At 72.3% G+C, this 21422-nt stretch carries 23 protein-coding genes; 9 read left to right on the top strand and 14 right to left on the bottom strand.

Translation table 11 applies throughout. The features are described 5' to 3' along the window. Positions 1 to 3 precede the first annotated feature (3 nt). Entirely contained in the window at positions 4 to 210 is a 207-nt protein-coding gene (locus OHT61_RS02255) for a hypothetical protein (RefSeq protein WP_329034553.1), read from the bottom strand. A gap of 210 nt (positions 211 to 420) precedes the next feature. On the opposite strand from OHT61_RS02255, the gene OHT61_RS02260 reads away from it, so the two are divergent. Beyond that, positions 421 to 1251: an endonuclease I family protein gene (locus OHT61_RS02260; protein ID WP_329034555.1), complete on the top strand. Its 831-nt coding sequence runs from the start codon at positions 421 to 423 to the stop codon at positions 1249 to 1251. Between the two features lie 4 nt (positions 1252 to 1255). Here OHT61_RS02260 and glsA read toward each other — a convergent pair whose 3' ends face one another. After that, positions 1256 to 2608: a glutaminase A gene (glsA, locus tag OHT61_RS02265; RefSeq protein WP_329034557.1), complete on the bottom strand. Its 1353-nt coding sequence runs from the start codon at positions 2606 to 2608 to the stop codon at positions 1256 to 1258. Positions 2609 to 2896: 288 nt separating this feature from the next. Between glsA and OHT61_RS02270 the strand changes: the two genes are divergently transcribed. Next, positions 2897 to 4012, top strand: a complete 1116-nt coding sequence (locus OHT61_RS02270; RefSeq protein WP_329034560.1) for a baeRF3 domain-containing protein — start codon at positions 2897 to 2899, stop codon at positions 4010 to 4012. 135 nt (positions 4013 to 4147) lie between these two features. Continuing rightward, the gene (locus OHT61_RS02275) at positions 4148 to 4555 is read left to right on the top strand and encodes a hypothetical protein (RefSeq protein WP_329034561.1); all 408 of its coding nucleotides are present in this window, start codon (positions 4148 to 4150) and stop codon (positions 4553 to 4555) included. Between the two features lie 110 nt (positions 4556 to 4665). Here the strand turns inward: OHT61_RS02275 and OHT61_RS02280 are convergent, their stop codons facing one another. From OHT61_RS02280 to OHT61_RS02310, 7 genes are all read right to left on the bottom strand, one after another. Next, complete coding sequence (locus OHT61_RS02280) at positions 4666 to 7053, bottom strand: phosphoketolase family protein (protein ID WP_329034563.1); 2388 nt, start codon at positions 7051 to 7053, stop codon at positions 4666 to 4668. 12 nt (positions 7054 to 7065) lie between these two features. Next, the gene (locus OHT61_RS02285) at positions 7066 to 8472 is read right to left on the bottom strand and encodes an NADP-dependent succinic semialdehyde dehydrogenase (protein ID WP_329034565.1); all 1407 of its coding nucleotides are present in this window, start codon (positions 8470 to 8472) and stop codon (positions 7066 to 7068) included. A gap of 148 nt (positions 8473 to 8620) precedes the next feature. After that, positions 8621 to 9082, bottom strand: a complete 462-nt coding sequence (locus tag OHT61_RS02290; RefSeq protein ID WP_329034567.1) for an ATP-binding protein — start codon at positions 9080 to 9082, stop codon at positions 8621 to 8623. A 153-nt stretch (positions 9083 to 9235) separates the two neighbouring features. Continuing rightward, positions 9236 to 11332, bottom strand: a complete 2097-nt coding sequence (locus OHT61_RS02295) for a xanthine dehydrogenase family protein molybdopterin-binding subunit (protein ID WP_329034569.1) — start codon at positions 11330 to 11332, stop codon at positions 9236 to 9238. A 76-nt stretch (positions 11333 to 11408) separates the two neighbouring features. Further along, on the bottom strand, positions 11409 to 12404 hold the full coding sequence (locus tag OHT61_RS02300) for an FAD binding domain-containing protein (RefSeq protein WP_329034570.1): 996 nt from the start codon (positions 12402 to 12404) through the stop codon (positions 11409 to 11411). Beyond that, positions 12401 to 12973, bottom strand: a complete 573-nt coding sequence (locus tag OHT61_RS02305) for a 2Fe-2S iron-sulfur cluster-binding protein (protein WP_443049347.1) — start codon at positions 12971 to 12973, stop codon at positions 12401 to 12403. The genes OHT61_RS02300 and OHT61_RS02305 overlap by 4 nt, the downstream gene beginning before the upstream one ends. Before the next feature lie 35 nt (positions 12974 to 13008). Further along, positions 13009 to 13404 (bottom strand): hypothetical protein, encoded by a 396-nt coding sequence (locus OHT61_RS02310; protein ID WP_329034573.1) that lies wholly within the window; start codon positions 13402 to 13404, stop codon positions 13009 to 13011. Positions 13405 to 13942: 538 nt separating this feature from the next. Here OHT61_RS02310 and OHT61_RS02315 point away from each other — a divergent pair. From OHT61_RS02315 to OHT61_RS02325, 3 genes are all read left to right on the top strand, one after another. Continuing rightward, positions 13943 to 14278 (top strand): DUF6479 family protein, encoded by a 336-nt coding sequence (locus tag OHT61_RS02315; protein ID WP_329034574.1) that lies wholly within the window; start codon positions 13943 to 13945, stop codon positions 14276 to 14278. Between the two features lie 42 nt (positions 14279 to 14320). After that, positions 14321 to 15235 (top strand): cation diffusion facilitator family transporter, encoded by a 915-nt coding sequence (locus OHT61_RS02320; RefSeq protein ID WP_329034576.1) that lies wholly within the window; start codon positions 14321 to 14323, stop codon positions 15233 to 15235. 113 nt (positions 15236 to 15348) lie between these two features. Continuing rightward, entirely contained in the window at positions 15349 to 16167 is an 819-nt protein-coding gene (locus tag OHT61_RS02325) for a VOC family protein (RefSeq protein ID WP_329034578.1), read from the top strand. A gap of 5 nt (positions 16168 to 16172) precedes the next feature. On the opposite strand, the gene OHT61_RS02330 is transcribed toward OHT61_RS02325, so the two are convergent. Continuing rightward, positions 16173 to 16751 carry a DUF6328 family protein gene (locus OHT61_RS02330; RefSeq protein WP_329034580.1) on the bottom strand — a complete coding sequence of 193 codons (579 nt, stop codon included), beginning with the start codon at positions 16749 to 16751 and terminating at the stop codon, positions 16173 to 16175. A gap of 285 nt (positions 16752 to 17036) precedes the next feature. Here OHT61_RS02330 and OHT61_RS02335 point away from each other — a divergent pair, with 285 nt between their 5' ends. Beyond that, positions 17037 to 17423 (top strand): VOC family protein, encoded by a 387-nt coding sequence (locus OHT61_RS02335; RefSeq protein WP_329034582.1) that lies wholly within the window; start codon positions 17037 to 17039, stop codon positions 17421 to 17423. A gap of 52 nt (positions 17424 to 17475) precedes the next feature. Here OHT61_RS02335 and OHT61_RS02340 read toward each other — a convergent pair whose 3' ends face one another. Beyond that, the gene (locus tag OHT61_RS02340) at positions 17476 to 17973 is read right to left on the bottom strand and encodes a GNAT family N-acetyltransferase (RefSeq protein WP_329034584.1); all 498 of its coding nucleotides are present in this window, start codon (positions 17971 to 17973) and stop codon (positions 17476 to 17478) included. 43 nt (positions 17974 to 18016) lie between these two features. Then, positions 18017 to 18421 carry a J-domain-containing protein gene (locus OHT61_RS02345; RefSeq protein ID WP_329034585.1) on the bottom strand — a complete coding sequence of 135 codons (405 nt, stop codon included), beginning with the start codon at positions 18419 to 18421 and terminating at the stop codon, positions 18017 to 18019. Between the two features lie 218 nt (positions 18422 to 18639). Here OHT61_RS02345 and OHT61_RS02350 point away from each other — a divergent pair, with 218 nt between their 5' ends. Together OHT61_RS02350 and OHT61_RS02355 are read left to right on the top strand one after the other, a co-directional pair. After that, complete coding sequence (locus OHT61_RS02350; protein WP_329034586.1) at positions 18640 to 19215, top strand: hypothetical protein; 576 nt, start codon at positions 18640 to 18642, stop codon at positions 19213 to 19215. Beyond that, positions 19212 to 19847 (top strand): hypothetical protein, encoded by a 636-nt coding sequence (locus OHT61_RS02355; RefSeq protein WP_329034589.1) that lies wholly within the window; start codon positions 19212 to 19214, stop codon positions 19845 to 19847. Before OHT61_RS02350 ends, OHT61_RS02355 begins: the two co-directional genes overlap by 4 nt. Before the next feature lie 81 nt (positions 19848 to 19928). Here OHT61_RS02355 and OHT61_RS02360 read toward each other — a convergent pair whose 3' ends face one another. Then, entirely contained in the window at positions 19929 to 20726 is a 798-nt protein-coding gene (locus OHT61_RS02360) for a tyrosine-protein phosphatase (RefSeq protein ID WP_329034591.1), read from the bottom strand. Positions 20727 to 20832: 106 nt separating this feature from the next. Beyond that, a complete protein-coding gene (locus OHT61_RS02365) occupies positions 20833 to 21327 on the bottom strand; it encodes an SHOCT domain-containing protein (RefSeq protein ID WP_329034594.1) in 495 nt (164 codons plus the stop codon). Between the last annotated feature and the right edge of the window lie 95 nt (positions 21328 to 21422).

Raw genomic sequence — 21422 nt, forward strand, 5'->3', positions numbered from 1 at the left:
GCGCTAGGGGAGCCGTTTGTCCATGGCCGAGCGGCCCTCCTCGGACAGCCTGCGCCGGGCCCATTCGAGGTTCTCGGGACTGAGGTCTCGCCCCGAGGCGAGGACCAGGTCCTCCGCGCTCGGCTGATCGTCTCCGCCCGTGTGCAGCAGACGGTCGGGAGTGATGCCCCGGACCTCGGGCCCCGATGCGGATTCGGACTCTTCGCTCATGCCGCCTCCTCGTCCTTGCGGCAATTCTCGCGCCGGGGCGCACTCCGCGCATCCGAGGACCCGTCGAGCGCGGATTGGATGTCACTTGACTTGCACATGATAAATACGCAACGTTCACACGACCGGCACCGTGCGTGTGGAAGGCTCCCGAGCCAGCAGACAGTACCCGGCCTCACGACACCGTTCGCAGTCCCGGAGAGGACACCCCACATGTCCAGCCGTCGCCTTTTCTACGCGCGTCCACTTCTCGCCACAGCCGCCTCGGTCGCCGTACTCACCGGCGTGGCGGCCACCGCTCCCGCCGCGACCCCCACACCTCCCGCCACCACCGGCACGACGTCGCCCGCCGCCGCACTCGACGACACCTACTACCAGGACGCCCTGGGCAAGACCGGCGCCGCGCTCAGGAGTTCGCTCCACACGATCATCAGCGACCAGACCAAGCTCTCCTACACCCAGGTCTGGGACGCCCTGAAGCTCACCGACCAGGACCCCGCGAACTCCTCGAACGTGATCCTCCTCTACACCGGTCGCTCCCAGGCGAAGACCGGCAACGGCGGCGACGCGGGCGACTGGAACCGCGAGCACGTCTGGGCCAAGTCGCACGGCGACTTCGGCACGGCGACCGGCCCGGGCACCGACATCCACCACCTGCGCCCCGAGGACGTGGGGGTCAACTCGGTCCGCGGCAACAAGGACTTCGACAACGGCGGCAGTGCGGTCTCCGGGGCGCCCGGCAACTTCACGGACGGCGACTCGTTCGAACCGCGCGACGCGGTCAAGGGCGATGTCGCCCGGATGATCCTCTACATGGCGGTCCGGTACGAGGGCGACGACTCCTTCGCGGATCTCGAACCGAACGACAGCGTCAGCAACGGCTCGGCCCCGAACATCGGCAGGCTCTCCGTGCTGAAGCAGTGGAGCCAGGAGGACCCGCCGGACAGCTTCGAGCAGAACCGCAACGAGGTCATATTCGACCGCTTCCAGCACAACCGGAACCCGTTCATCGACCACCCCGAGTGGGTCGAGGCGATCTGGTAGGGGCTCACGGCGGACCGGCCAGGTCCCGCGCGCAGTGCTCGACCGCCTCCTCGCGGGAGCCGTAGCGCGGCAGGTCCTGGCCGGTCCGCCCCCGGACGAGTGCGGGCGGGCCGAGCCGGCCGTCCGGGTCCACCACGGACGCACGGCGTCCGTCGCGCGCGAGGCGGGCGAGTCCGGCGTGCAACAGGGCGAGGGCGACACCGTCGGCCCCCGTGACGTCCCGGAGATCGAGCACGACGGGACCGGCGCGCTCGGGGCCCGCCTCGTCCAGGGCGAAGAGCACCCGCTCGACCGCCGTGACGTCGAGGGCGCCCTGGGCGGCGACGACTCCGACGCGTTCGCGCAGCGCCCTCGCCTCCTTTCCCGCCGGAGCCGACGGGAGCACGTCGGCGGTGGTCGCCAGCGTGACGGTGGACCCGGGGAGCGCGGGATTCCGCATGAGGTGGAGCCCCAGGCGCTCCGAGAGGGCGCCGATCGCCTCACGGCCGCGTACGGAGGTCCCCGTGGCGTCGAGGAGCGGGCTGTAGGTCGCCAGACCGAAGCGGGCGGGACCGGCGGCGATCAGCCCGCCGGACACGCCGCTCTTGGCCGGGAGCCCCACCCGCAGCAGCCATTCGCCGGAGGAGTTGTACATGCCGCAGGTGGCCATGACCGCGAGGACCTGGGCCGCGACACCGGGGGCGACGACGGTCTCACCGGTGACGGGGTTGACGCCCCCGTGCGCGAGGGTGGCCGCCATCACCGCCAGGTCGACCGCCGTGACCCGTACCGCGCACTGCCGGAAGTAGGTGTCCACGGCGGCGACCGGATCGGCGGGCAGGACGCCCGTGCTGCGGATCAGGTAGGCGAGGGCGCGGTTGCGGTCCCCGGTGGCGGCCTCGGAGGCGTACACGTCCTCGTCGACGTCGAGCCTGCGCCCGGCGAAATTGCTCAGGGTGGTCAGGATACGGGTGAACGCGGGGACTTCCGGGGTGCCCGCGACCAGAGCGGTGGCGACGATGGCCCCGGCGTTGACCATCGCGTTGGCGGGCCGCCCCGTGCGGCGCTCCAGGCTGATGGCGTTGTACGCCTCACCGCTGGGCTCCGCACCGACCCAGCGGTCCACCTCGTCGAGGCCGAGCGAGGAGAGCGCGAGGGCGTAGACGAAAGGCTTGGAGACGGACTGGAGCGTGAAGGGGGTGTGAGCGGCACCCGCGCTGTAGCGGTGTCCGTCCATGCTCACGAGCGCGAGGCCGAAATCGCCCGCGTCGGATCTCATCAACTCCGGGATGTAGTCCGCGCGTTCACCCTCGCGGACATCCACGAACCGCCTATGGAGGTCGCGCAGCGCGTCCGTCACCGCTTCCGCCGCGCTCATGCGCGCTCCACCTGCCGCCCGCGCCGGCTCGCACCGGCAGGTCCTCCCGGGCCCACCGGCGCCACCGCCGTCCTTCCGCGTGACCGGCGCCGCCGCCGGTCAGCCGCCGTACCCGCGTCCGGCCGCAACGAGGACGTGGTGAGCGTGGCCATCGCACGGACCTCCGCGGGACGAGGGAACAACTCGCTCATCTTAGGATCAAAAGGTATGAATTGACTCGTCGAACCAGTCGCTCCCCCGCAGGGGCGGCCCCAGCACCGCGCACCCCGAACCCTCCGGGAGGGAACGATGGATACGGACGCCCTGACCCCCGGCCTCTTGCAGGAACTGCGCAGGACCCGGCCCTACCCGGCTCTGTCCCTCACGATGCCGACCCACCGCACGGCGCCGGAGAACGCCCAGGACCCCGTGCGCCTGCGGAACCTGGTGGCCGAGGCGGGCAACCGGCTGGAGGCCGACCCCCGGGTGAGCCGGGAGACCGCGGCCGCCGTGAAGGCGCAGCTGGACCGGGCCGCGGAGGAGGTCGATCAGCGCCGGGCGCTGGACGCCCTGGTCATCTTCGCCGACGCCGACGAGTACCAGATCTGGCAGCTTCCGCGGACGGCTCCCGAGCGCGTGGTGCTGAGCGACAGCTACCTCACCCGCAATCTCGTCTCCGCGAAGGCGCGCTCGCGGCATTTCTGGGTCCTCGGCTTCTCCGCCGAGCACGCCACCCTGTTCTCGGGCACGAACGACGGCCTGCGCGCGCAGAAGCGGGGCGGATTCCCGCTCGCCGCCCCGCATGAGGCGCCCAACCCGCAGCGCGAGGAGCGGATCGGCGACACCCCGAGCACCTACAGCAGCGAGGACGCGCGCAACTTCCTGCGCACGGTCGACGAGAAGCTGCGCGGGATCCTGGCCGCCGACCCCCGACCGCTCTTCCTGGTCGGCCTGGCGCCCGCGCTCTCCCTGCTCGACGAGGTGGGGGAGAGCGCGAGGACGGCCGTCGGCCGGATCGCGAAGGGAACGACGGCGGACACGAGCCCTCCCGAGCTCCTGAAGGAGCTCGCACCGGCGCTGGAGGACTGGCGGCAGCAGGCCGCCGCCGGGATCCGGGGCCGGCTCGACAACGCCAAGAGCAGCCGCTCCTTCGCCGGAGGGCTGGACGAGGTCTGGACAGCCGTACAGGAGGGCCGCGCAGGCCTGGTCACGGCCGAGGAGCACTTCGAGCAGAAGGTCAGGGTCACCGACGGGCACCTTGAGCCGGTGGGCCCCGACGTCACACCGGGCACGGACGGGCAGGTGCGCGAGGACGTCGTCGACGAAATCGTCGAAGCGGCCCTGGACAACGGCTGCGAGGTCGCCTTCGTGGCCGACGACTCGCTGGCCGGACACGGGCGCGTCGCGGCGGTCCTGCGCTTCTGACGGCGCGGCCGTGCGCGCGTGCGCGGCGTGTCCCTACGTGAGGATTATGTGAAATATGTCTAGGTTTGGCGCTCCCGAAGTCGATCGCACCGCGTCGGTCCCGCCGATCACGCCGTGCACGAAGGAGAGCCATCCATGGACCGATTCAGGCGTGCCTCGGCCGCAGCCCTGCTGACAGCTCTGGCCCTGGCCGGTGCGGTGGGCGCGGCCGCGGCGTCGTCCGACGTCCCGGCGCCGTCGCCCGGGCCGAACGCCCAGGATCTGATGAACCGCCCCGCCCTCTCGGCGTACGCGACCGCGCGGAGCGTCGCGGCCTGGGAGGAGTTCCGCATCCACGGATCCGCCCGGAACATCGGCTCCGGCACCCCGGTCACCCTCCAGCAGAGGCAGGGCGGGCGCTGGGTCACCCTGCCGGCCACGATGCGGACGGCCGCCACCGGCGAGTACAGCCTGCGGGTCAAGCTCGGGATCAAGGGCGAGAACGCCCTGCGCATCGTGGGCGGCGGCGCCGTCTCCCCCGTCGTGCGCACGACCGTCGGCTGACTCCCCCGCCACACACGTCGGCCGGCCCGCTGCGGCAGCGGGCCGGCCGACGTGCGTGAGCTGCGTGGGCGCGGCCGACGACGCGCCTGGGCCGCGTGGGAGCCGCCGGCTCAGCCCTCCCAGACCCAGTCGGCCACCTCGGGCAGGTCGCTGCCGTGCTCGCGGATCCAGTCGTGATGACGGGTCCTCACGTCCGCCATCGCCTGGCGGACGGCGACGGCGCGCACACCGAGCCCGGGAACCCGGTCGACCACGTCCATGACCAGCCGGTAGCGGTCCAGGTCGTTGCGGACCACCATGTCGAACGGCGTGGTGGTGGTCCCCTCCTCCTTGTAGCCCCGCACATGCAGGTGCGCGTGGCCCGACCTGCGGTAGGCGAGGCGGTGCACCAGCCACGGGTAGCCGTGATAGGCGAAGATCACGGGCTTGTCCCGGGTGAAGAGGGAGTCGTACTCCGCGTCCGGCATTCCGTGCGGGTGCTCGTCGCGCGGCAGCAGCCGTGTCATGTCGACCACGTTGACGACGCGCACGGCGAGGTCGGGCAGGTGCCGGCGCAGGAGCTGCGCCGCGGCCATGGTCTCCAGCGTGGGCACGTCGCCGGCGCAGGCGAGCACGACGTCGGGCTCCCGGCTGCCGTCCTCGGTCCCCGCCCAGTCCCACGTCCCCGCCCCGCGGGCGCAGTGGGCGCGGGCCTCGTCGAGGGTGAGCCAGTCGAAGCCCGGCTGCTTGCCCGCCACGATCACGTTGACGTAGTCCCTGCTGCGCAGCACGTGATCCGCCGTCGACAGCAGGGTGTTGGCGTCCGGCGGCAGGTAGACCCGGACCACCTCGGGGCTCTTGTTGAGGATGTGGTCGACGAAGCCGGGGTCCTGGTGCGAGAAGCCGTTGTGGTCCTGCCGCCAGACGTGCGAGGTGAGCAGGTAGTTCAGCGAGGCGATGGGCGCGCGCCAGTGCAGCCGCCGCGAGGTGCGCAGCCACTTGATGTGCTGGTTGACCATCGAGTCGACGATGTGCGCGAACGCCTCGTACGAGGAGAACAGCCCGTGCCGGCCGGTGAGGAGGTAGCCCTCCAGCCAGCCCTGGCACAGGTGCTCGGAGAGGACTTCCATCACGCGGCCGTCGCGGACCAGGTGCTCGTCCGTCGGGAGGATCTCCGCCTGCCAGGCCTTGCCGGTGACGTCGTACAGCGCGCCCAGCCGGTTGGACTCGGTCTCGTCGGGCCCCACCACGCGGAAGTCCCGCCGGCCGGAGGTGGCCGCCATGACGTCGGCGAGCAGTCCGCCCAGCACCCGGGTGGGCTCGTGCAGGACGGTCCCCGGCTTGTCGACCCGCACCGCGTGGTCCTCCAGCGGCGGGAGCGGGAGATCGCGCAGGAGCAGGCCGCCGTTGGCGTACGGGGTCGAGCCCAGGCGCGCCGTGCCCTCCGGGACGCATGCCAGGACCTGGGCCGTCGGCCGGCCGCCGGAGTCGAAGAGTTCGTGCGGCCGGTAGGAGCGCAACCACTCCTCGAGCTGGCGCAGATGACCGGGATCGTCCCGCACTCCGGGCAGGGGGACCTGATGGGCGCGCCAGGTGCCCTCGACGGGCAGCCCGTCCACTTCCCGCGGTCCGGTCCAGCCCTTGGGGGTGCGCAGCACGATCATGGGCCAGCGGGGCCGCTCGGCGGCTTTCCCGTCCCGGGCCGCGCGCTGGAACTCCCCGATGCGGTCCAGGGCGTGGTCCATGGCGGCCGCCATCGCACGGTGGACCACGGCGGGGTCGTCGCCCTCGACGTACACCGGGTCGTGGCCGTATCCGCGCAGGAGCGCGTCGAGTTCGTCCCCTGACAGCCGGGCGAGAACGGTGGGGTTCGCGATCTTGTACCCGTTGAGGTGGAGGATCGGCAGGACGGCGCCGTCGTGCACGGGGTCGAGGAACTTGTTGGAGTGCCAGGACGCGGCCAGTGGTCCCGTCTCCGCCTCACCGTCTCCGACGACGCAGGCGACGAGCAGGTCCGGGTGGTCGAGGGCGGCGCCGTAGGCGTGGGCGAGGGCGTACCCCAGTTCACCGCCCTCGTGGATCGATCCCGGGGTCTCCGGGGCGACGTGACTGGGCACCCCGCCGGGGAAGGAGAACTGCTTGAACAGCAGGCCCATCCCCTCGCGGTCACGGCTGACGTCGGGGTACGTCTGCGAGTAGCTGCCCTCCAGCCACGCGTTGGCGAGAACCGCCGGTCCGCCGTGCCCCGGGCCCCAGACGCAGACGGCCTCGGTGCCGCGCGCCTTCACGACCCGGTTGAGGTGCGTGTGGACCAGGTTGAGTCCGGGTGAGGTGCCCCAGTGGCCGAGCAGCCTCGGCTTGATGTGCTCGGGGGCCAGCGGCTCCTCCAGGAGGGGGTTGGCCATCAGGTAGATCTGGCCGACCGCGAGGTAGTTCGCCGCCCGCCAGTGGGCGTCGAGCGCCGCCAGCTCGTCGTCGGTCAGGGCGGAGGGCGCGGGCTGTGTACGGGCGTCGGTCATGAAGCGTCCCTCCTAGCGGGCGTCCGGGTCGGGGCCGTACCAGACGGTGGTCGCGTTGCAGAACTCACGGATGCCGTGACCGGCGAGTTCCCGGCCGTAGCCGGAGCGCTTCACCCCGCCGAACGGCAGCGCCGGATGCGAGGCCGTCATGCCGTTGAAGAAGACGCCGCCCGCCTCCACGTCGCGTACGCACCGGTCCATCTCCGCATCGTCACGCGTCCAGACGTTGGAACTCAGCCCGAAGGGGGTGTCGTTGGCGAGTTCCACCGCTTCGTCGAGGTCGGCCACGCGATAGAGCGTCGCCACCGGTCCGAAGGTCTCCTCGCGGTGGATGCGCATCGCCGGGGTGATGCCCGTGAGCACGGTGGGCTCGTAGAACCAGCCGCGGCCACGGCCCTCCGGCCGCCGCCCTCCGCACAGCGCGGTGGCGCCCTTGGCCAGCGCGTCGTCGACGAGCTCCTCCAGGTCCGCACGCCCCTGTTCGCTGGAGAGGGGGCCGACCTCGGTCGTCTCCTCCAGGGGGTCACCGACGGTCAGTGCGCGCATTCCGGCGGAGAAGCGCTCGGCGAAGGCGTCGTAGACGTCCGCGTGCACGATGAAGCGTTTGGCGGCGATGCAGGACTGGCCGTTGTTCTGCACGCGGGCGTTCACCGCCGTGTCCGCGGCCTTCTCCACGTCGGCCGAGGGCAGCACGATGAAGGGGTCGCTGCCGCCGAGCTCCAGCACCGTCTTCTTCACCTCGTCGCCCGCGACGGCGGCGACCGCCCGGCCGGCGGGCTCGCTGCCGGTCAGGGTCGCGGCGGCGACCCGGGGGTCGCGGAGGACCGCCTCGACGGCGCCCGAGCCGATGAGCAGCGTCTGGAAGCAGCCCTCGGGGAACCCGGCCCGGGTGAACAGGTCCTCGATGTACAGCGCGGTCTGCGGCACGTTCGAGGCGTGCTTGAGCAGGCCGGTGTTGCCGGCCATGAGCGCGGGCGCGGCGAAGCGCATGACCTGCCAGAGGGGGAAGTTCCACGGCATCACGGCGAGGACGACACCGAGCGGGCGGTAGTGCACCCGGGCGCGCGAGGCACCGGCGTCCTCGACGTCGGTCTCGTCGGGGTGCTCGTCGGCGAGCAGGCGCTCGGCGTTGGCCGCGTACCAGCGCATCGCCTTGGCGCACTTGGCCGCTTCCGCGCGGGCCGCCCTGACCGGCTTGCCCATCTCCGTGGTCATGGTGCGGGCGATGTCCCGCTGGTCCTCGTCGAGGAGATCCGCGGCCCGGTTCATCAGGCGGGCGCGTTCGGCGAAGCCGGTCGTGCGGTAGCGGCGGAACGCCCGGTGGGCGGCCTCGAGCCTGCGTTCGGTCTCCCGCTCGTCCAGTGCGTCGAAGGTCCTGAGCGTCTCGCCGCTCGCGGGGTCGACCGTCGCGATGGGCATGGGTGTTCCTCCTTGCGTCGTACTTCGACCGTGCCGGGCCGCGCCACCGGGCGCAACGCGGCCCCTCGCACACGCGTACCCGGCCGGTGCGGATCATGCGTGCCGGAGCACGCCGTCCGTACCGGCCGGGCCGGTCCCGGGCCGTTCGTCACACGAGTTCGGCGACCGGGGTACTGCGGAAGGTACGGCCGCCGGGGAGCGGCGTACGCGGGAGCAGTCCGGTGGTGCGCGGGGACTCGGCGTAGCGCGTGAACCAGACGACTTTGCCGCCGTCGGTCCGGCAGGTGCCCCAGCTGTCGCTGAGGGCCATGACGCGGCTGAGACCGCCGCCACCGCCGTCGAGCAGCCGGGGCATCCGGGAGTCGTCGTCGGCCACGGACACCGTCAGGTGACGGCCGGTCCAGCGCAGCTCGAGGACACAGCGGTCCTCCTCGCCGACGTGCAGCCGGACGTTCGTCAGGAGCTCCTCCGCCGCCCGGCACACGGGCCGGACGTGCAGGTCGAGACTCCAGTGACGAAGGTGTGCGGCGACTATGCGCCGCATCTGGGAAATGCGCTCTGCCGACACCGGCAGTTCGACCGAGTAGTGCCGGTCGAGTGGAACGGTCATCGTCGAGGCTCCTCACCGCGAGGCCCACGTGCTTCACCCCGTCTGTACCAACGACCCCCGAACACGAAGCGTGAGCAGTAGTCACTTCTGGGTCACTCCTCAGGGTGAGCCCGGATGGCCGGTCGCGCAACCGAGGGGCCCCGCCACCGGGGGTCACGGCAGGTAGGGCAGCACCTTGTCCGGGGTGAGGGGGAGTTCGCGGAGCCGGGCACCCGTGGCGTGCCGGACGGCGTTCCCGATCGCCGCCGCCGTGCCGACGATGCCGATCTCCCCGATGCCCTTGCTGCCCATGGGGTTGAGGTGGGGGTCCTCCTCGTCGATCCAGTGCGCCTGGACGTCGGGGACGTCGGCGCAGGACGGCACGTGGTAGGAGGCCAGGTCGCTCTCGGTGTAGTCCCCGAAGACGGGGTCCATGGTGCTGCCCTCGGTGAGGGCCATCCCCAGGCCCATGACCATCCCGCCGATGAACTGGGAGCGCGCGGTACGGGAGTTGAGGATGCGTCCGGCGGCGTAGACGCCGAGGAGCCGGCGCACCCGCACCTCGCCCGTGAGGGAGTCGACGGCCACTTCGGCGAAGTGGGCGCCAAAGGCGTGGCGTGAGTACGGCGGCTCCTGCTCCGTCTCCTCCCCGGTGTCGGCGGTGACGGTGACGCCCTCCGGCGGAAGCGTCCCGCCGTGCTCCGCGAGCCGGGCCCGCAGGGCCGTGGACGCCTTGTGCACCGCCGACCCCCAGGAGGCCGTACCGGAGGAGCCGCCGGCCAGGGGCGCGGTCGGCAGGTCGCTGTTGCCGATGTCGATCGTCACGTCCTCGGGGGGCGCCTCCAGGACCGAGGCCGCGATCTGCGCGAGGACGGTGCGGGCCCCGGTGCCGATGTCGGTGGCGTTGACGCCGATCCGGTAGGAGCCGTCCGGCGCGGCGTGGGCGGAGGCGGCCGACTTCGACACGAGCACGGGATACGTCGCCGACGCGACCCCGGTGCCGATCAGCCACGGCCCTTCCTCGCGCGTCGCGGGCTGCGGGTCCCGGCCCTGCCAGCCGAACAGCCGGGCGCCCTCGGTGAGACAGCGCGCCAGGTTGCGGCTGCTGAAGGGCAGGCCGCTGTCGGGTTCGGTCCGCGGCTCGTTGCGCAGCCGGAGTTCGACCGGATCCATCCCGAGGGCGTTGGCCAGTTCGTCCATGGCCGACTCCAGCGCGTACATCCCCGAGGCCTCTCCCGGCGCGCGCATCCAGGAGGGGCTGGGCACGTCGAGGGGCACGACCAGGTGCGCGGTGCGGCTGTGGGGCGACGCGTACATGATGCGGGCGGGGACGGCCGCCTGCTCGACGAACTCCTTGATCCGCGAGGTCTGCGTCACGACCTCGTGCGAGACGGAGGTGAGCACGCCGTCGCGGCCGGCTCCCAGCCGCACCCGCTGGAGGGTGGGTGCGCGGTGGCCGACGATCGCGGCCATGTACCGGCGGGGCAGGGCCAGCGTGACCGGCAGCCCGGTGTGCCGCGCCGCCATCGCGGCGAGGACGACCTGCGGGCGCGGGGTGCCCTTGGAACCGAACCCTCCGCCGACGTGCTCGGATACGACGGTGACGGCGTCCTGACCGAGGCCCAGTGCCTGGACGAGGGTGTCGCGCACGGTGGAGGAGCCCTGGCTGGAGTCGTGGACGGTCAGGTGGCCGTCCTCCCACACGGCGGTCGAGGCGTGGGGTTCCATCGGGTGGTTGTGCAGACCGCCCAGCGTGTAGGCCGCGTCGATCCGCACGGGTGCGGCGTCGAAGGCCGCCCCGGCGTCGCCCCGTTCCCTCAGGCCCGGGAAGCCGCCGTTGGCCTCGTCCGGCACGCGGAGGCCCGCGTGGTCCACGGTGAGGACGACGTCGTGCGCGGTGGAGGAGTACTCGACGTGCACGGCGGCCGCGCCCGCCCTGGCGGCCTCCGTGCTCTCCGCAAGGACGAGGGCGACGGGCCAGCCGCGGTGCGGCACCCGGTCGTTCTGGAGCACGGCGAGGATGGGGTCGTCCGGTTCGTTCAGCTTCGGCGCGTTGTCGTGCGTCAGGACCGTGTGCACCCCGGGCAGCGCCAGCGCGTCGGCCGTGCGGATCGCCGTGACACGTCCGCTCGGGACGGTGGCGGGCACGATCCAGCCGTGCAGGAGTGCGGGGCCGGTGTGCTCCGCGGCGTAGCGGGCACGGCCGGTCACCTTGTCCCGGCCCTCACGGCGGACGACGGGGGCACCCAGCGGCTGCGGGGAGTGGCTCATGGCGTAGGACCTCGGTTCGTCGTGGGTGCGGGCGGGGGCCGGGCCCCCTGCGCCCTGAGGTGACCGCGGGGGGGGATCAGGCGGCCGCGCTGCGGGAGGTGAGCGCGGTGAGGGTGCCCACCGCGAGTCTGCGGGCGAGGTCCACCTTGAACGCGTTGTCGCGCAGGGGCGCGGCGGCGGCGAGTTCGGCCTCGGCGGCCCGGGCGAAGGTCTCCTCGGTCGCGGGGGCGCCCCGCAGCACCTCCTCCGCGGCCCGTGCGCGCCACGGCCGGTGCGCGACGCCGCCGAACGCCAGCGCGCCGTGCTCGACGTGGCCGTCGCGCACGCTCAGCACGGCGGCGACGGAGACCAGCGCGAAGGCGTACGAGGCACGGTCCCTCGCCTTTCGGTAGAGCGACCCTGCGGAGGCGACGGGGGGCGGCAGCACCACCTCGGTGATCAGCTCCCCGGGCCTGATGACCGTGTCCTGGTCGGGATTGTCGCCGGGCAGCCGGTGGAAGTCCGTGACGGGCACGGTCCGCTCCCCCTCGGGCCCGTACAGCCGGACGCCGGCGTCGAGTGCCGCGAGCGCGACGGCCATGTCGGAGGGGTGGGTGGCGACGCAGTCCCGCGAGTGGCCCAGCACCGCGAGGTCGCGATGGGCTCCTTCGCGCGCGGGGCAGCCGGAGCCGGGGACACGCTTGTTGCAGGGCTTGGAGACGTCCTGGAAGTACGGACAGCGGGTGCGCTGCAGCAGGTTCCCGCCGGTGGTCGCGGTGTTGCGGAGCTGCCCGGAAGCCCCGGCCAGCAGGGCCAGCGACAGGGCGGGGTAGCCCGTGCGTACGTCGGGGTGGGCGGCCAGGTCGCTGTTGCGCACGGTCGCACCGATCCGGAGACCGCCGTCGTCCGTCCGGGTCACGACGTCCAGGGGCAGCCGGCTGACGTCGATGAGGAGTCCGGGGGACTCCACCCCGAGTTTCATCAGGTCGACGAGGTTGGTCCCGCCGCCGAGATAGCGTGCGCCGGGACTGCCGGCCCCGGCGCGGACGGCTTCGGCCACGGTCGCGGGACGCTGGTAGGCGAAGGGTTTCACGAGGCCACGTCCTCGATCGCCTCGACGATGTGCGGGTAGGCGCCGCACCGGCAGAGGTTGCCGCTCATCCGTTCCCGGATCTCGTCGGCGCCGAGGGGCGCGGGCCCCCGGGCCGCGAGCCTGGAGGGCGGCGTGACGTGGGAGGGGAAGCCGTCCTCGGCCTCGGCGAGCATGCCGAGGGCCGAGCAGAGCTGGCCGGGGGTGCAGTAGCCGCACTGGAGCGCGTCGCGTTCCAGGAAGGCCGTCTGCAGCGGGTGCAGGCGATCGCCGTCCGCCAGGCCCTCGACCGTGGTGATGCGGGCGTCCGACTGGGCGACGGCGAGGAGCAGGCAGCTGTTGGCGCGGCGACCGTCGACGAGGACGGTGCAGGCACCGCACTGGCCGTGGTCGCAGCCCTTCTTGGCCCCCGCGAGCCCGAGGTGTTCACGCAGCGTGTCCAGCACGGTGGTGCGGTGATCGAGCGTCAGGGTGTGCGGCGTGCCGTTGACGTGCAGCGTGAAGGTGGAACGCATGTCGGGCGCCGGCACCTGTGCCGTGTCCGCGCCGAAGGCCCCGGGAGTGACATCCATGTACGCGTACCTTCCGTGATCGGGTGGCTCGGTGCTCACACGGCGCGGTGGCTCTCCAGCCGCAGCCGGATCTCCTGCTCCTGGTCCCCCGCCGCCGTCCCGACCAGGCGCACGGCGAAGGCGTCCTCGAGGGACCTGCGGAAGCGGTCGACGGCCCAGTAGCCGCCCTGCGCCTCGACCGTCACCGCTCCGGACAGCTGCGCCGGCGACGGCTCCTCCTTCGTCTCGGACACGTCCACGGTGGCCGTCCACACGGTGGGGCGGGTGTCCGAAGCGGTCTCGGGGGTGTCGCTCGCGGGGCGGTCGGAGACGAAGGAGCGGCGCAGCACCTCGAAGACGGTGCTCGCGTCCTCGGTGGGGCAGCCGCTCAGCGTCACCACGACGTCGCCGCTCTCCTGATGCTCCTGCTTCTGTTCCTGTGCGGTGTTCACCCTGGTTCCTTTCGCTTGGTGCGCTGCGGGGGCCGGCGCGCGCCTCGCCCTCCCCCAGCGGCCCGGTGACTCACTCCAGGCTCTCCCCCCGGCCGCGTGTCGGCGACACGAGCGCATGCCGGGGGCCGCGCCGTCAGGTGGCCTCGACGGGCCGCCTACCCGATGTCCCGCGGCGAAACACGAGCGCCTCGCCCGCGGTGCGCACAGCGCCGGGAGCGGGTCTTCCGCGTCCGGTCGGTGAAGGTCCGCCGGTGGCCGCCGGCGTGGACGAGGGCGGCCTCACCGCCCGCTCCGGGAACCGCACAGGCGTAGGGCGCGCGCCGCCGGGAAGCCGGAGCAGGGTCGGAAGTGAGGCGGAGGCCGGAACCGGCCCCTCCCCGGGCGGGCACAGGCCGTGAAGGCGCGCGGACCCGCTTGCCCGGACATCGTCCTGGAGCCGATTCGCACCATGTGAAACACATTTACCGTGACATCGTCATAAAACATGAATTCATGTCAATGGCTGTCTGTGATCGATTCTCCGGGGTATGCGCCATGCATGGACGTTACGAACGGAGCAAGCAATTCGCTCGCCGCCATCCTCGCCGACGACGGCCCCGGGGCCGTGGGCGTGATCGTCGGCATCGCGGGGCTGGCCGTGGTGGTTCTGCTCATCGGCGGCTTCTGGTGGGGCATGCGCCGCCGGGACAAGGAGCTTCCGCCACCGCGCCCCGAGGAGCAGCCGGAGAGGCCCGAGCGCCGCACGGAGATCCGGGAGACCGGTCAGCACACCTCGGACCACTTCCCGGACAACGGCAGCGCCCTCTCGCCGTACGAGCTCGGCGGCCACGGTAACGAGGTGATCCCGCCCGACCCCGAGCGTCCGCGCGACTGAACGCGCGGCTGACACCGGCACCACCGCATCGGGGGGATACAGATGAACCGGTCGAAGTCCGACGACCGGACCCGGATCACGGTCCTGGTCGCACTCGCCGCCAACCTCGTCATAGCCGTCGCGAAGGGGGTGGGCGGATTCCTCTCGGGATCCCCCGCCCTCCTCTCCGAGGCCGCCCATTCCGTGGCGGACAGTGTGAACGAGGTCTTCCTGCTGGCCGCCCTGCGGCGCAGCCACCGCCCCGCCGACAGCCGTCACCCTTTCGGCTACGGCAAGGAGCGCTACTTCTGGTCGCTGCTCGCAGCGGTCGGGATCTTCACCGTCGGGGGCTGCTTCTCGTTCTTCCAGGGCTTCGAGGCCCTGAGCACCGACGGCCGTGAATCGCCCGAGGGCTACACGGTGGGCCTGGTCGTCCTCGCGTTCGCACTCCTCGCGGAAGGCGGCTCCCTCGTCCGGGCGCTGGTACAGCTCCGCGGCGAAAAGGGCGCGGCCCGCGACCCGGCCCTGCGGACCGTCGTCGCCGAGGACAGCACCGCGGTCCTCGGCGTCGTCCTGGCCATGGTCGGGATGGTCCTGCACCTGATCACCGGGAACGTCGTGTGGGAGGCCTCCGCCTCCCTGGCGATCGGTCTCCTCCTGGTCTACGTCGCCTTCCGGCTCGGCAAGGACGCCCGCGACCGGCTGATCGGGGAGTCGGCCGACCCCGAACTGCGCAAGGGGGTGCGGGAGCTTCTGGCCTCGCAGCCCGAGATAGACAACGTGGCCGCGCTGTTCACGATGGGGCTGGGCCTCGACTCGGTGATGCTGGCGGCCAGGGTGGACCTGGCGCCGGGCATCGACAGCGAGGAGATCGAGCGGGTCTCCGTGCGGATCAAGCGCTCCATCAGCCGGGCCTGGCCCGAGGCCGAGCACGTGTTCCTGGACATCACGAACGCGCCGCCGCGGGGCGGTGTCTGAGCGCTCCCTCCGCGTGTTGCGGGAGTCGCCGCGGCGGATGAGGCTGGTCCTGGCCGCGCGGCACCCGACAGTCCTGCCGCGCCATCGACGAGGCAGAGGGACGCAGAGGCACCATGAGCACTGGCGAACCGCGGACCGCCCATGAACCGGCAGCTCTGACCGGTGCGGGCGCGCCGTGCTGGGTCCACCTGGTGACCCGCGACCTGCAGGACGCCCAGCGCTTCTACGGGGGTGTCTTCGGGTGGGCGTTCCGGCCCGGCCCGCTGGGCCGGGATTTCGTGATGGCCCGGTCGGAGGGCGTGCCCGTGGCCGGCATCGCCGCGGTCGCGTCCGCCTACCAGGTGGCCGTGGCCTGGACGCCCTACTTCTCCGTCCGGGACGCCGACGTGGCGTCGGCCCGCATCCGTGAACGCAGCGGCACCGTGGCCGTGGGACCGCTGGCGATCGGCACCGGCCGCGCGGTGCTGGCCGCCGACCGGGACGGCGCGGCCTTCGGCGTGTGGGAGTGGACCGGGCGCGCGGCCTCCCTCAGCCCGTCCGGACACCGTGCCCACGCCTGGCTGCGCCTGCGTACCAGGAACGCCTTCGACGCCGCGATCTTCTACGGCGAGGTACTCGACTGGGCGAGCGGGGAGCTGGGGGGCTGCGAGGTGGCCTACGTGAAGGAAGAGGTGCTCGTACGCTGCAACGGCCGCCCGCTGGCCCGGATCAGCTCGGGTGCCGTCGAGTCCGCGCCGGACCCCATGGTGCGTCCGCACTGGCAGGTGCAGTTCCCGGTGTCCGACGTGGAGGCGACGGTCGCCGCCGCCGAGCGGTTCGGGGGCACGCTCATGGAGCGGCGGACGGTGTCCCACGGCAGCGAGGCGACCCTGCGCGACCCGGACGGCGGGCTGTTCACCGTGACGGACGTGCGCAGCCCGGCCGACGACTGACGGTCTCAGCCCCGGTGGTCCGGCTCCTCGGTGCCGGACGACGGCGCGGCGGTCTCCCGCTTCCCGTTGTCCCGGGCGATGGCCCAGAGCGGGAAGACGAACCAGCAGACGGCGAACCAGAGGGCCATCACGCCCACGAGCCACAGCGCCACGACGTTGTGCAGCGCCACCCGCAGGATGAGCAGCAGGGTGCTGCACATCGTGCAGAAGAGCAGGCCGAGCCCGAGTTTCGTCAGGCGCGAGGCCCAGGTCACCGTCTGCGGTTTCATCCGCCGGCCGGTGAGGAGCCGGTGGTAGGACACGGGGCCTATCAGAGAGGCCGCGGTCGCGGATCCCAGCATGACCGTCACCACGTAGATGTTGCGGTCCACGGTGGAGAGATCGGCGAACCGGGGCTGGAAGACCACGGCCAGCAGGAATCCGAACAGGATCTGGACGCCCGTCTGGGCGACCCGGAGCTCCTGGAGCAACTCGCCCCACTGCCGGTCCGCCCGCTCCGCCTCGGTCTCACGCCGGCCGCTGTGCGGGTTGGTCCCCACGCCGTCTCTCTCGCGTTCACCCTCGGACGCCGTTGTCCGGCCCATCGATGCCTCCCCCAACTCGAACGTATGAGCTGGTACAGGTTCCCCGCGAATCCGCCCCGAATCCTCGGCGCCGAACTCGGCCGGGTGGTCAGGGGGCGATGGGTGGTGCCCCGGCGACCGGGAGGAGCCCCGGGCCTGCGCCGGCCCGACGGGCCAGGACCCCGGGCCACGACCTCGACGCACCGTGACGACTCACTTAGGATCGGGATACGGCATCGCGCGTCGGTCACCGGCTGGGTGAGGCGTGGAGGTAGCCCGTGAGATGCCTGTTGGAGGCATTCCACAGTGTCAGTCGAGTTGAACCACACCATCGTCCACTGCCGGGACAACCGGGAGTCCGCCGATTTCCTGGCCCACATTCTGGACCTCACCACCGGAACCGAATGGGGACCCTTCATTCCGGTCGTCCTCGCGAACGGCGTGACGCTGGACTTCGCAACCGTTCCCGCCGAGTCGATCACCGTGCAGCACTACGCGTTCCTGATCTCGGAGGCGGAATTCGACAGCGCCTTCGACCGCATCAGGGCGCGCGGCGTCGAGTACTACGCGGACCCGCACAAGAAGCACCGCGGCGAGATCAACCGCAACGACGGCGGACGCGGGGTCTACTTCCCGGACCCCAGCGGGCACGGACTGGAACTCATCACCCGTCCGTACGGCGGCTGGTCCTAGACGCCCTGCTCCGGCGGCCCCTACAGGGCCGCCGGACGCCGGGGCTCCCGGCTCAGGGCCGGTCCCCATCCCGTCCGTCACCGATCCTGAGGACCATCTCCGGCCGGTCCCACATCACGGCGGGCGGTCGGGCGGGGACCGTGCCGGTGCGTTCGGCGCCCACGCTGCGGTAGAAGCCCTCGGCGGGCGGGTGCGCGACCACGCGGACGTCCGCCAGGCCCGCACGGCGCGCCTCCTCGTGCAGATGCGCGGCGAGGAGGCGCCCGATGCCCCGCCCCTGGGCGTCGTCGGCCACGAACATCAGGTCGAGCTCGGGCGGGGAGAGGACCAGCGAGTAGAAACCGAGTATCCGGCCGTCCTCGTCGACGGCCACATGGACGGCGTGCGCCTCGATGTAGTCCGGGCCGACCTTGTACCCCGCGACCATGGGCGCGTACGGGCCCTCGTAGGCGCGCGAGGAATTCACCAGGCGCGTGAGCCGTCGCGCGTCCCGCGCGACGGCTCGCCTGATCCGTACCTCGCCCCACCGGGCCGTAATACGCGGTCTCATACAGCGAGTATTACGCACACCGGCGGCCCGGCACACCTCGCTCTCAGGGCCGCTGCCGCCCCGCCCGCCACTCCTCCACCACCGCGTCGACGTCGAACGGCTTCAGGTTCAGCGGGGGCCCCTCCGGGGGCCTCGCCAGCGCGGCGCGGATCGCCTCGTTCGTCCCCGCCAGGATGCGGCGCACCTCGGCCTCGGACCGCGCGTTCAGCGCGTCGCGCCGGGCGTCCTCGGCGGCCTTGCGCAGGGCGAGGGACGGCGGCAGCACCGACAGGCCCTCACGCTGCATCTTCGCCTTGATCCACCACTCGGCGTCGTACGGCCGCTCGAGACCGGGGATCGGCTTGCCCAGCCCGGGCAGACCGGCGAAGTCGCCGCGCTGCTCCGCCTCGCGGACCTGCCTGTCCACCCAGGTCTCGAAACCGACACCCGCGGGCTTGCGCTCGGTCACCGGACACCCCTCTCCGAAGTCCTGCCGGACCGCCCGGCGTTCGGCCGGGAGCCACCTTTCCAGGTTAACGGGGTTCCGGCTGCTTGAAAGTCGCCCGGGGGGTTACACGGCTGGTGCACGGAGCCCGGGGGGACACCCGGCCGGGCCCGATTCCGGAAGGGGTTGACGAGAGTGGAAGAGCACGACGCACCGACCGCGGACCGGCGGGAGCGGACATCATGACGACCGTGGTGATCATTGTCGCCGTCGTCCTGGTGGCGGCGCTGGCCTTCTTCCTCGTCCGCGGCCGGCAGACCGGCGGACGTGGTCTGCAGCGCCGGTTCGGGCCCGAGTACGAACGCACCGTGGCTCGTCACGAAGGCGACACCAAGGCCGCGGAGCACGAGCTCGCCGAGCGGGTGAAGCTGCACGGCTCACTGTCCGAGCAGCCCCTCGCACCCGGAGCGCGCGAGACGTACGTCCGCCGCTGGGCCGAGGTGCAGGAGAAGTTCATCGACTCCCCCAGGGACGCGGTCGTCGAGGCCGACGCGCTGCTCGCGCAGCTGGCCCACGACCGGGGTTTCCCGGACGGCGGCAGCTTCGAGGAGCAGACGGCGGCCCTCTCGGTCCATCACGCCGAGCAGGTCGACGGCTACCGCAAGGTGCACACAGCAGTGCGCGGCCAGGGCGGTACGGAGGAGATGAGGCAGGCCCTGATCGAGTCCAGGGCGCTCTTCGACGTACTGCTCGCGGACGCGCCGGACGAGCCGGCCCGGACGGACCGGCACGAGACGAAAGGCAGTGCAACGGCATGACCGACCACAGCGACCCCAGGACAGAGCCCGTCTCCCCCACGGAGCCGCGACGCACGACGGCACCCGGCGTCACGCGTGAGTCCGCGAACGGAGCCGGCGCCACGCGCGAACCCGCGGCCTCCCGCGAAACCGCGACCGGGACGGATCTCACGCCCGGAGTCACGCGTGAATCCGCGGCCGACAAGCGGCACGCGCCGGAAACCGCACCGGACACCGCGGCCGGGACCGCCAGGGGCGACGGCAGAGACGGGCCGCTGAAGGACGCGGCCCGCGCCCGTCTCGATGCTCCGGCCGCCCCCGGGAAGGCCCCCGGCAAGCCGTCGGGCGCACGGACCACCCACCGCGAGGAGCACGACACCGACCGGCCGCTGGTGTCGCGGGATGACCAGGACAAGCTGTCCCAGCGCATGCAGCAGGCGGTCACCGACTTCGTGGAGAACCCCCGCCGCGCGGTCGAGGAGGCGGACAGCACGTTCGACTCGATCGTCTCCGGCCTGACCGAGGCCCTCACGGAGCGCAGGCGGGTCCTGCGGGCCGGCTGGCAGGAGCAGGACACCGAGGCGCAGACGGAGGAGCTGCGGATAGCCCTCCAGCGCTACCGCGATCTCAGCGAGCAGCTGCTGAGGATCTGAGCGGTGCGACCCCGGGCGAACCGGCCCGGTGCGCGTCCCACGGACGCCGCACCGGGCCGGTTCGCGTGCGCGGGAGTGCCGTCAGGCCGGTACGGCGAGGTCGGCTCGAAGCCGGTCGGCGACCGCCCGGGGCAGGCGCAGGGCCTTGTCCAGATAGCCGTCGAATCCGCCCCACCGCTCGTCCATGGCGTCCAGGGCCGCCTCCAGGTAGCGAGGCCGCGCCTCGACGACCGCGGAGGCGATGTCGGGGTCACCGCCGGCGTCGAGGAAGCTGCGCACGGCGGGGCCGAACGCGGCCCTGACGGCGCGGTTCACCGCGAGGAACTCCGCGCGTACGACCTCCCGTGAGGCGCCCGCCATCATCAGCAGCAGTGCGGTGGCCCAGCCCGTGCGGTCCTTGCCGGTCGCGCAGTGGAAGAGGAGCGGGCGCGCCCGGGGGTCCGCGGCGGTGTCCAGGAAGGCGCGGTAGGCGGCCGCCGCCCCCGGGGAGAGGACCATCTTGCGGTAGGTCTGCGCGAACAGTTCCTCCGCCCTGCCCCCACCGAGCAGCGCCGTTGCTCCGTCCGGGTCGGCCAGCAGCGCCCTGAGCCGCGCCGGTGCCACGCCGGGGTTGTCGCCGAGGACGTCGGCGACGAACAGCCTCGCGCCCGGGGGCAGCCGGTCCGGAGCCCACTGACGCTCGTCCGCCGTGCGCAGATCGACGACCGTACGGATGCCGAGCGCGGCCACGGCCATGTCGTGCTCCGCGTCGAAGTCGCTCAGCTGACCGGAGCGCAGCAGGATCCCCTGGCGCAGGCGGTGGTCGCGGCCCAGGGCGATGCCGCCCAGATCGCGCAGGTTGACGACGGTGGCTGCGGGGACGGCCCGGGCGGTCTGCACGATGAACTGCCTCTTTCCCGACAGACTGCAGGTCGGAATCAACGTCGCACGGCGTGCGCGTATCGACAAAGGGAACGCGGGTCGCGGGCTGTCGGCCGACCGGGTGTCAGTCGGCGAGGATCCTCGTCTTCTGCGCCGCGAACTCGGCGTCGGTGAGAACGCCCTGCTTCCTGAGCTCGGCGAGCCTTTCGAGCAGGGTGATGACGTCGTCCCCGCCGTCGGCGGGGACACGCTCGTGCGCCACGAGGTGGCCTCCGGCGGCCTGGACCGCTCGCGTGAGGGGAACGGACCAGAGGTCCTCCCAGACGATCAGCGCGACGAAGCCGCCGTCGGGCAGGCCTTCGGCCACGCCGAGGTCCGTGAGGCGCGGCAGGCCGGACGGCCCGTCACCCGGCGGCGCGAACGACACCAGCCCCTGGGGGTCCATCTCCCGCAGCTCCACGAGCTGGAGCGTGCCGCCCTCACCCTTGCGGGCGAATGCCAGATCGAGGATACGTACCGCGTCCGACGCGACGGCGTCGGCGAGTACGGGCGCGATCGCCTCGGCGAATCGGGCGCCGGGAAACGTGACGACGAGGTACTCCACGGGTCCCACGTCCACGATGCGTCCTTCCCCTGCGGTGCTGGGTCGCCAAAAGCATAACTTCGGGCATTAAGTGACGCACTGTGAAACTTCTGGAGCAACAGAACTAATTC

The organism is Streptomyces sp. NBC_00178, assembly GCF_036206005.1.
Classification (GTDB): Bacteria; Actinomycetota; Actinomycetes; order Streptomycetales; family Streptomycetaceae; genus Streptomyces.

Excerpts from the sequence above, each read along its gene's own strand:
- OHT61_RS02255 (WP_329034553.1), bottom strand. The coding sequence starts at position 210 with ATGAGCGAAGAGTCCGAATCCGCATCGGGGCCCGAGGTCCGGGGCATC.
- OHT61_RS02260 (WP_329034555.1), top strand. The coding sequence starts at position 421 with ATGTCCAGCCGTCGCCTTTTCTACGCGCGTCCACTTCTCGCCACAGCC.
- glsA (WP_329034557.1), bottom strand. The coding sequence starts at position 2,608 with ATGAGCGCGGCGGAAGCGGTGACGGACGCGCTGCGCGACCTCCATAGG.
- OHT61_RS02270 (WP_329034560.1), top strand. The coding sequence starts at position 2,897 with ATGGATACGGACGCCCTGACCCCCGGCCTCTTGCAGGAACTGCGCAGG.
- OHT61_RS02275 (WP_329034561.1), top strand. The coding sequence starts at position 4,148 with ATGGACCGATTCAGGCGTGCCTCGGCCGCAGCCCTGCTGACAGCTCTG.
- OHT61_RS02280 (WP_329034563.1), bottom strand. The coding sequence starts at position 7,053 with ATGACCGACGCCCGTACACAGCCCGCGCCCTCCGCCCTGACCGACGAC.
- OHT61_RS02285 (WP_329034565.1), bottom strand. The coding sequence starts at position 8,472 with ATGCCCATCGCGACGGTCGACCCCGCGAGCGGCGAGACGCTCAGGACC.
- OHT61_RS02290 (WP_329034567.1), bottom strand. The coding sequence starts at position 9,082 with ATGACCGTTCCACTCGACCGGCACTACTCGGTCGAACTGCCGGTGTCG.
- OHT61_RS02295 (WP_329034569.1), bottom strand. The coding sequence starts at position 11,332 with ATGAGCCACTCCCCGCAGCCGCTGGGTGCCCCCGTCGTCCGCCGTGAG.
- OHT61_RS02305 (WP_443049347.1), bottom strand. The coding sequence starts at position 12,973 with ATGGATGTCACTCCCGGGGCCTTCGGCGCGGACACGGCACAGGTGCCG.
- OHT61_RS02315 (WP_329034574.1), top strand. The coding sequence starts at position 13,943 with ATGGACGTTACGAACGGAGCAAGCAATTCGCTCGCCGCCATCCTCGCC.
- OHT61_RS02320 (WP_329034576.1), top strand. The coding sequence starts at position 14,321 with ATGAACCGGTCGAAGTCCGACGACCGGACCCGGATCACGGTCCTGGTC.
- OHT61_RS02325 (WP_329034578.1), top strand. The coding sequence starts at position 15,349 with ATGAGCACTGGCGAACCGCGGACCGCCCATGAACCGGCAGCTCTGACC.
- OHT61_RS02330 (WP_329034580.1), bottom strand. The coding sequence starts at position 16,751 with ATGGGCCGGACAACGGCGTCCGAGGGTGAACGCGAGAGAGACGGCGTG.
- OHT61_RS02340 (WP_329034584.1), bottom strand. The coding sequence starts at position 17,973 with ATGAGACCGCGTATTACGGCCCGGTGGGGCGAGGTACGGATCAGGCGA.
- OHT61_RS02350 (WP_329034586.1), top strand. The coding sequence starts at position 18,640 with ATGACGACCGTGGTGATCATTGTCGCCGTCGTCCTGGTGGCGGCGCTG.
- OHT61_RS02355 (WP_329034589.1), top strand. The coding sequence starts at position 19,212 with ATGACCGACCACAGCGACCCCAGGACAGAGCCCGTCTCCCCCACGGAG.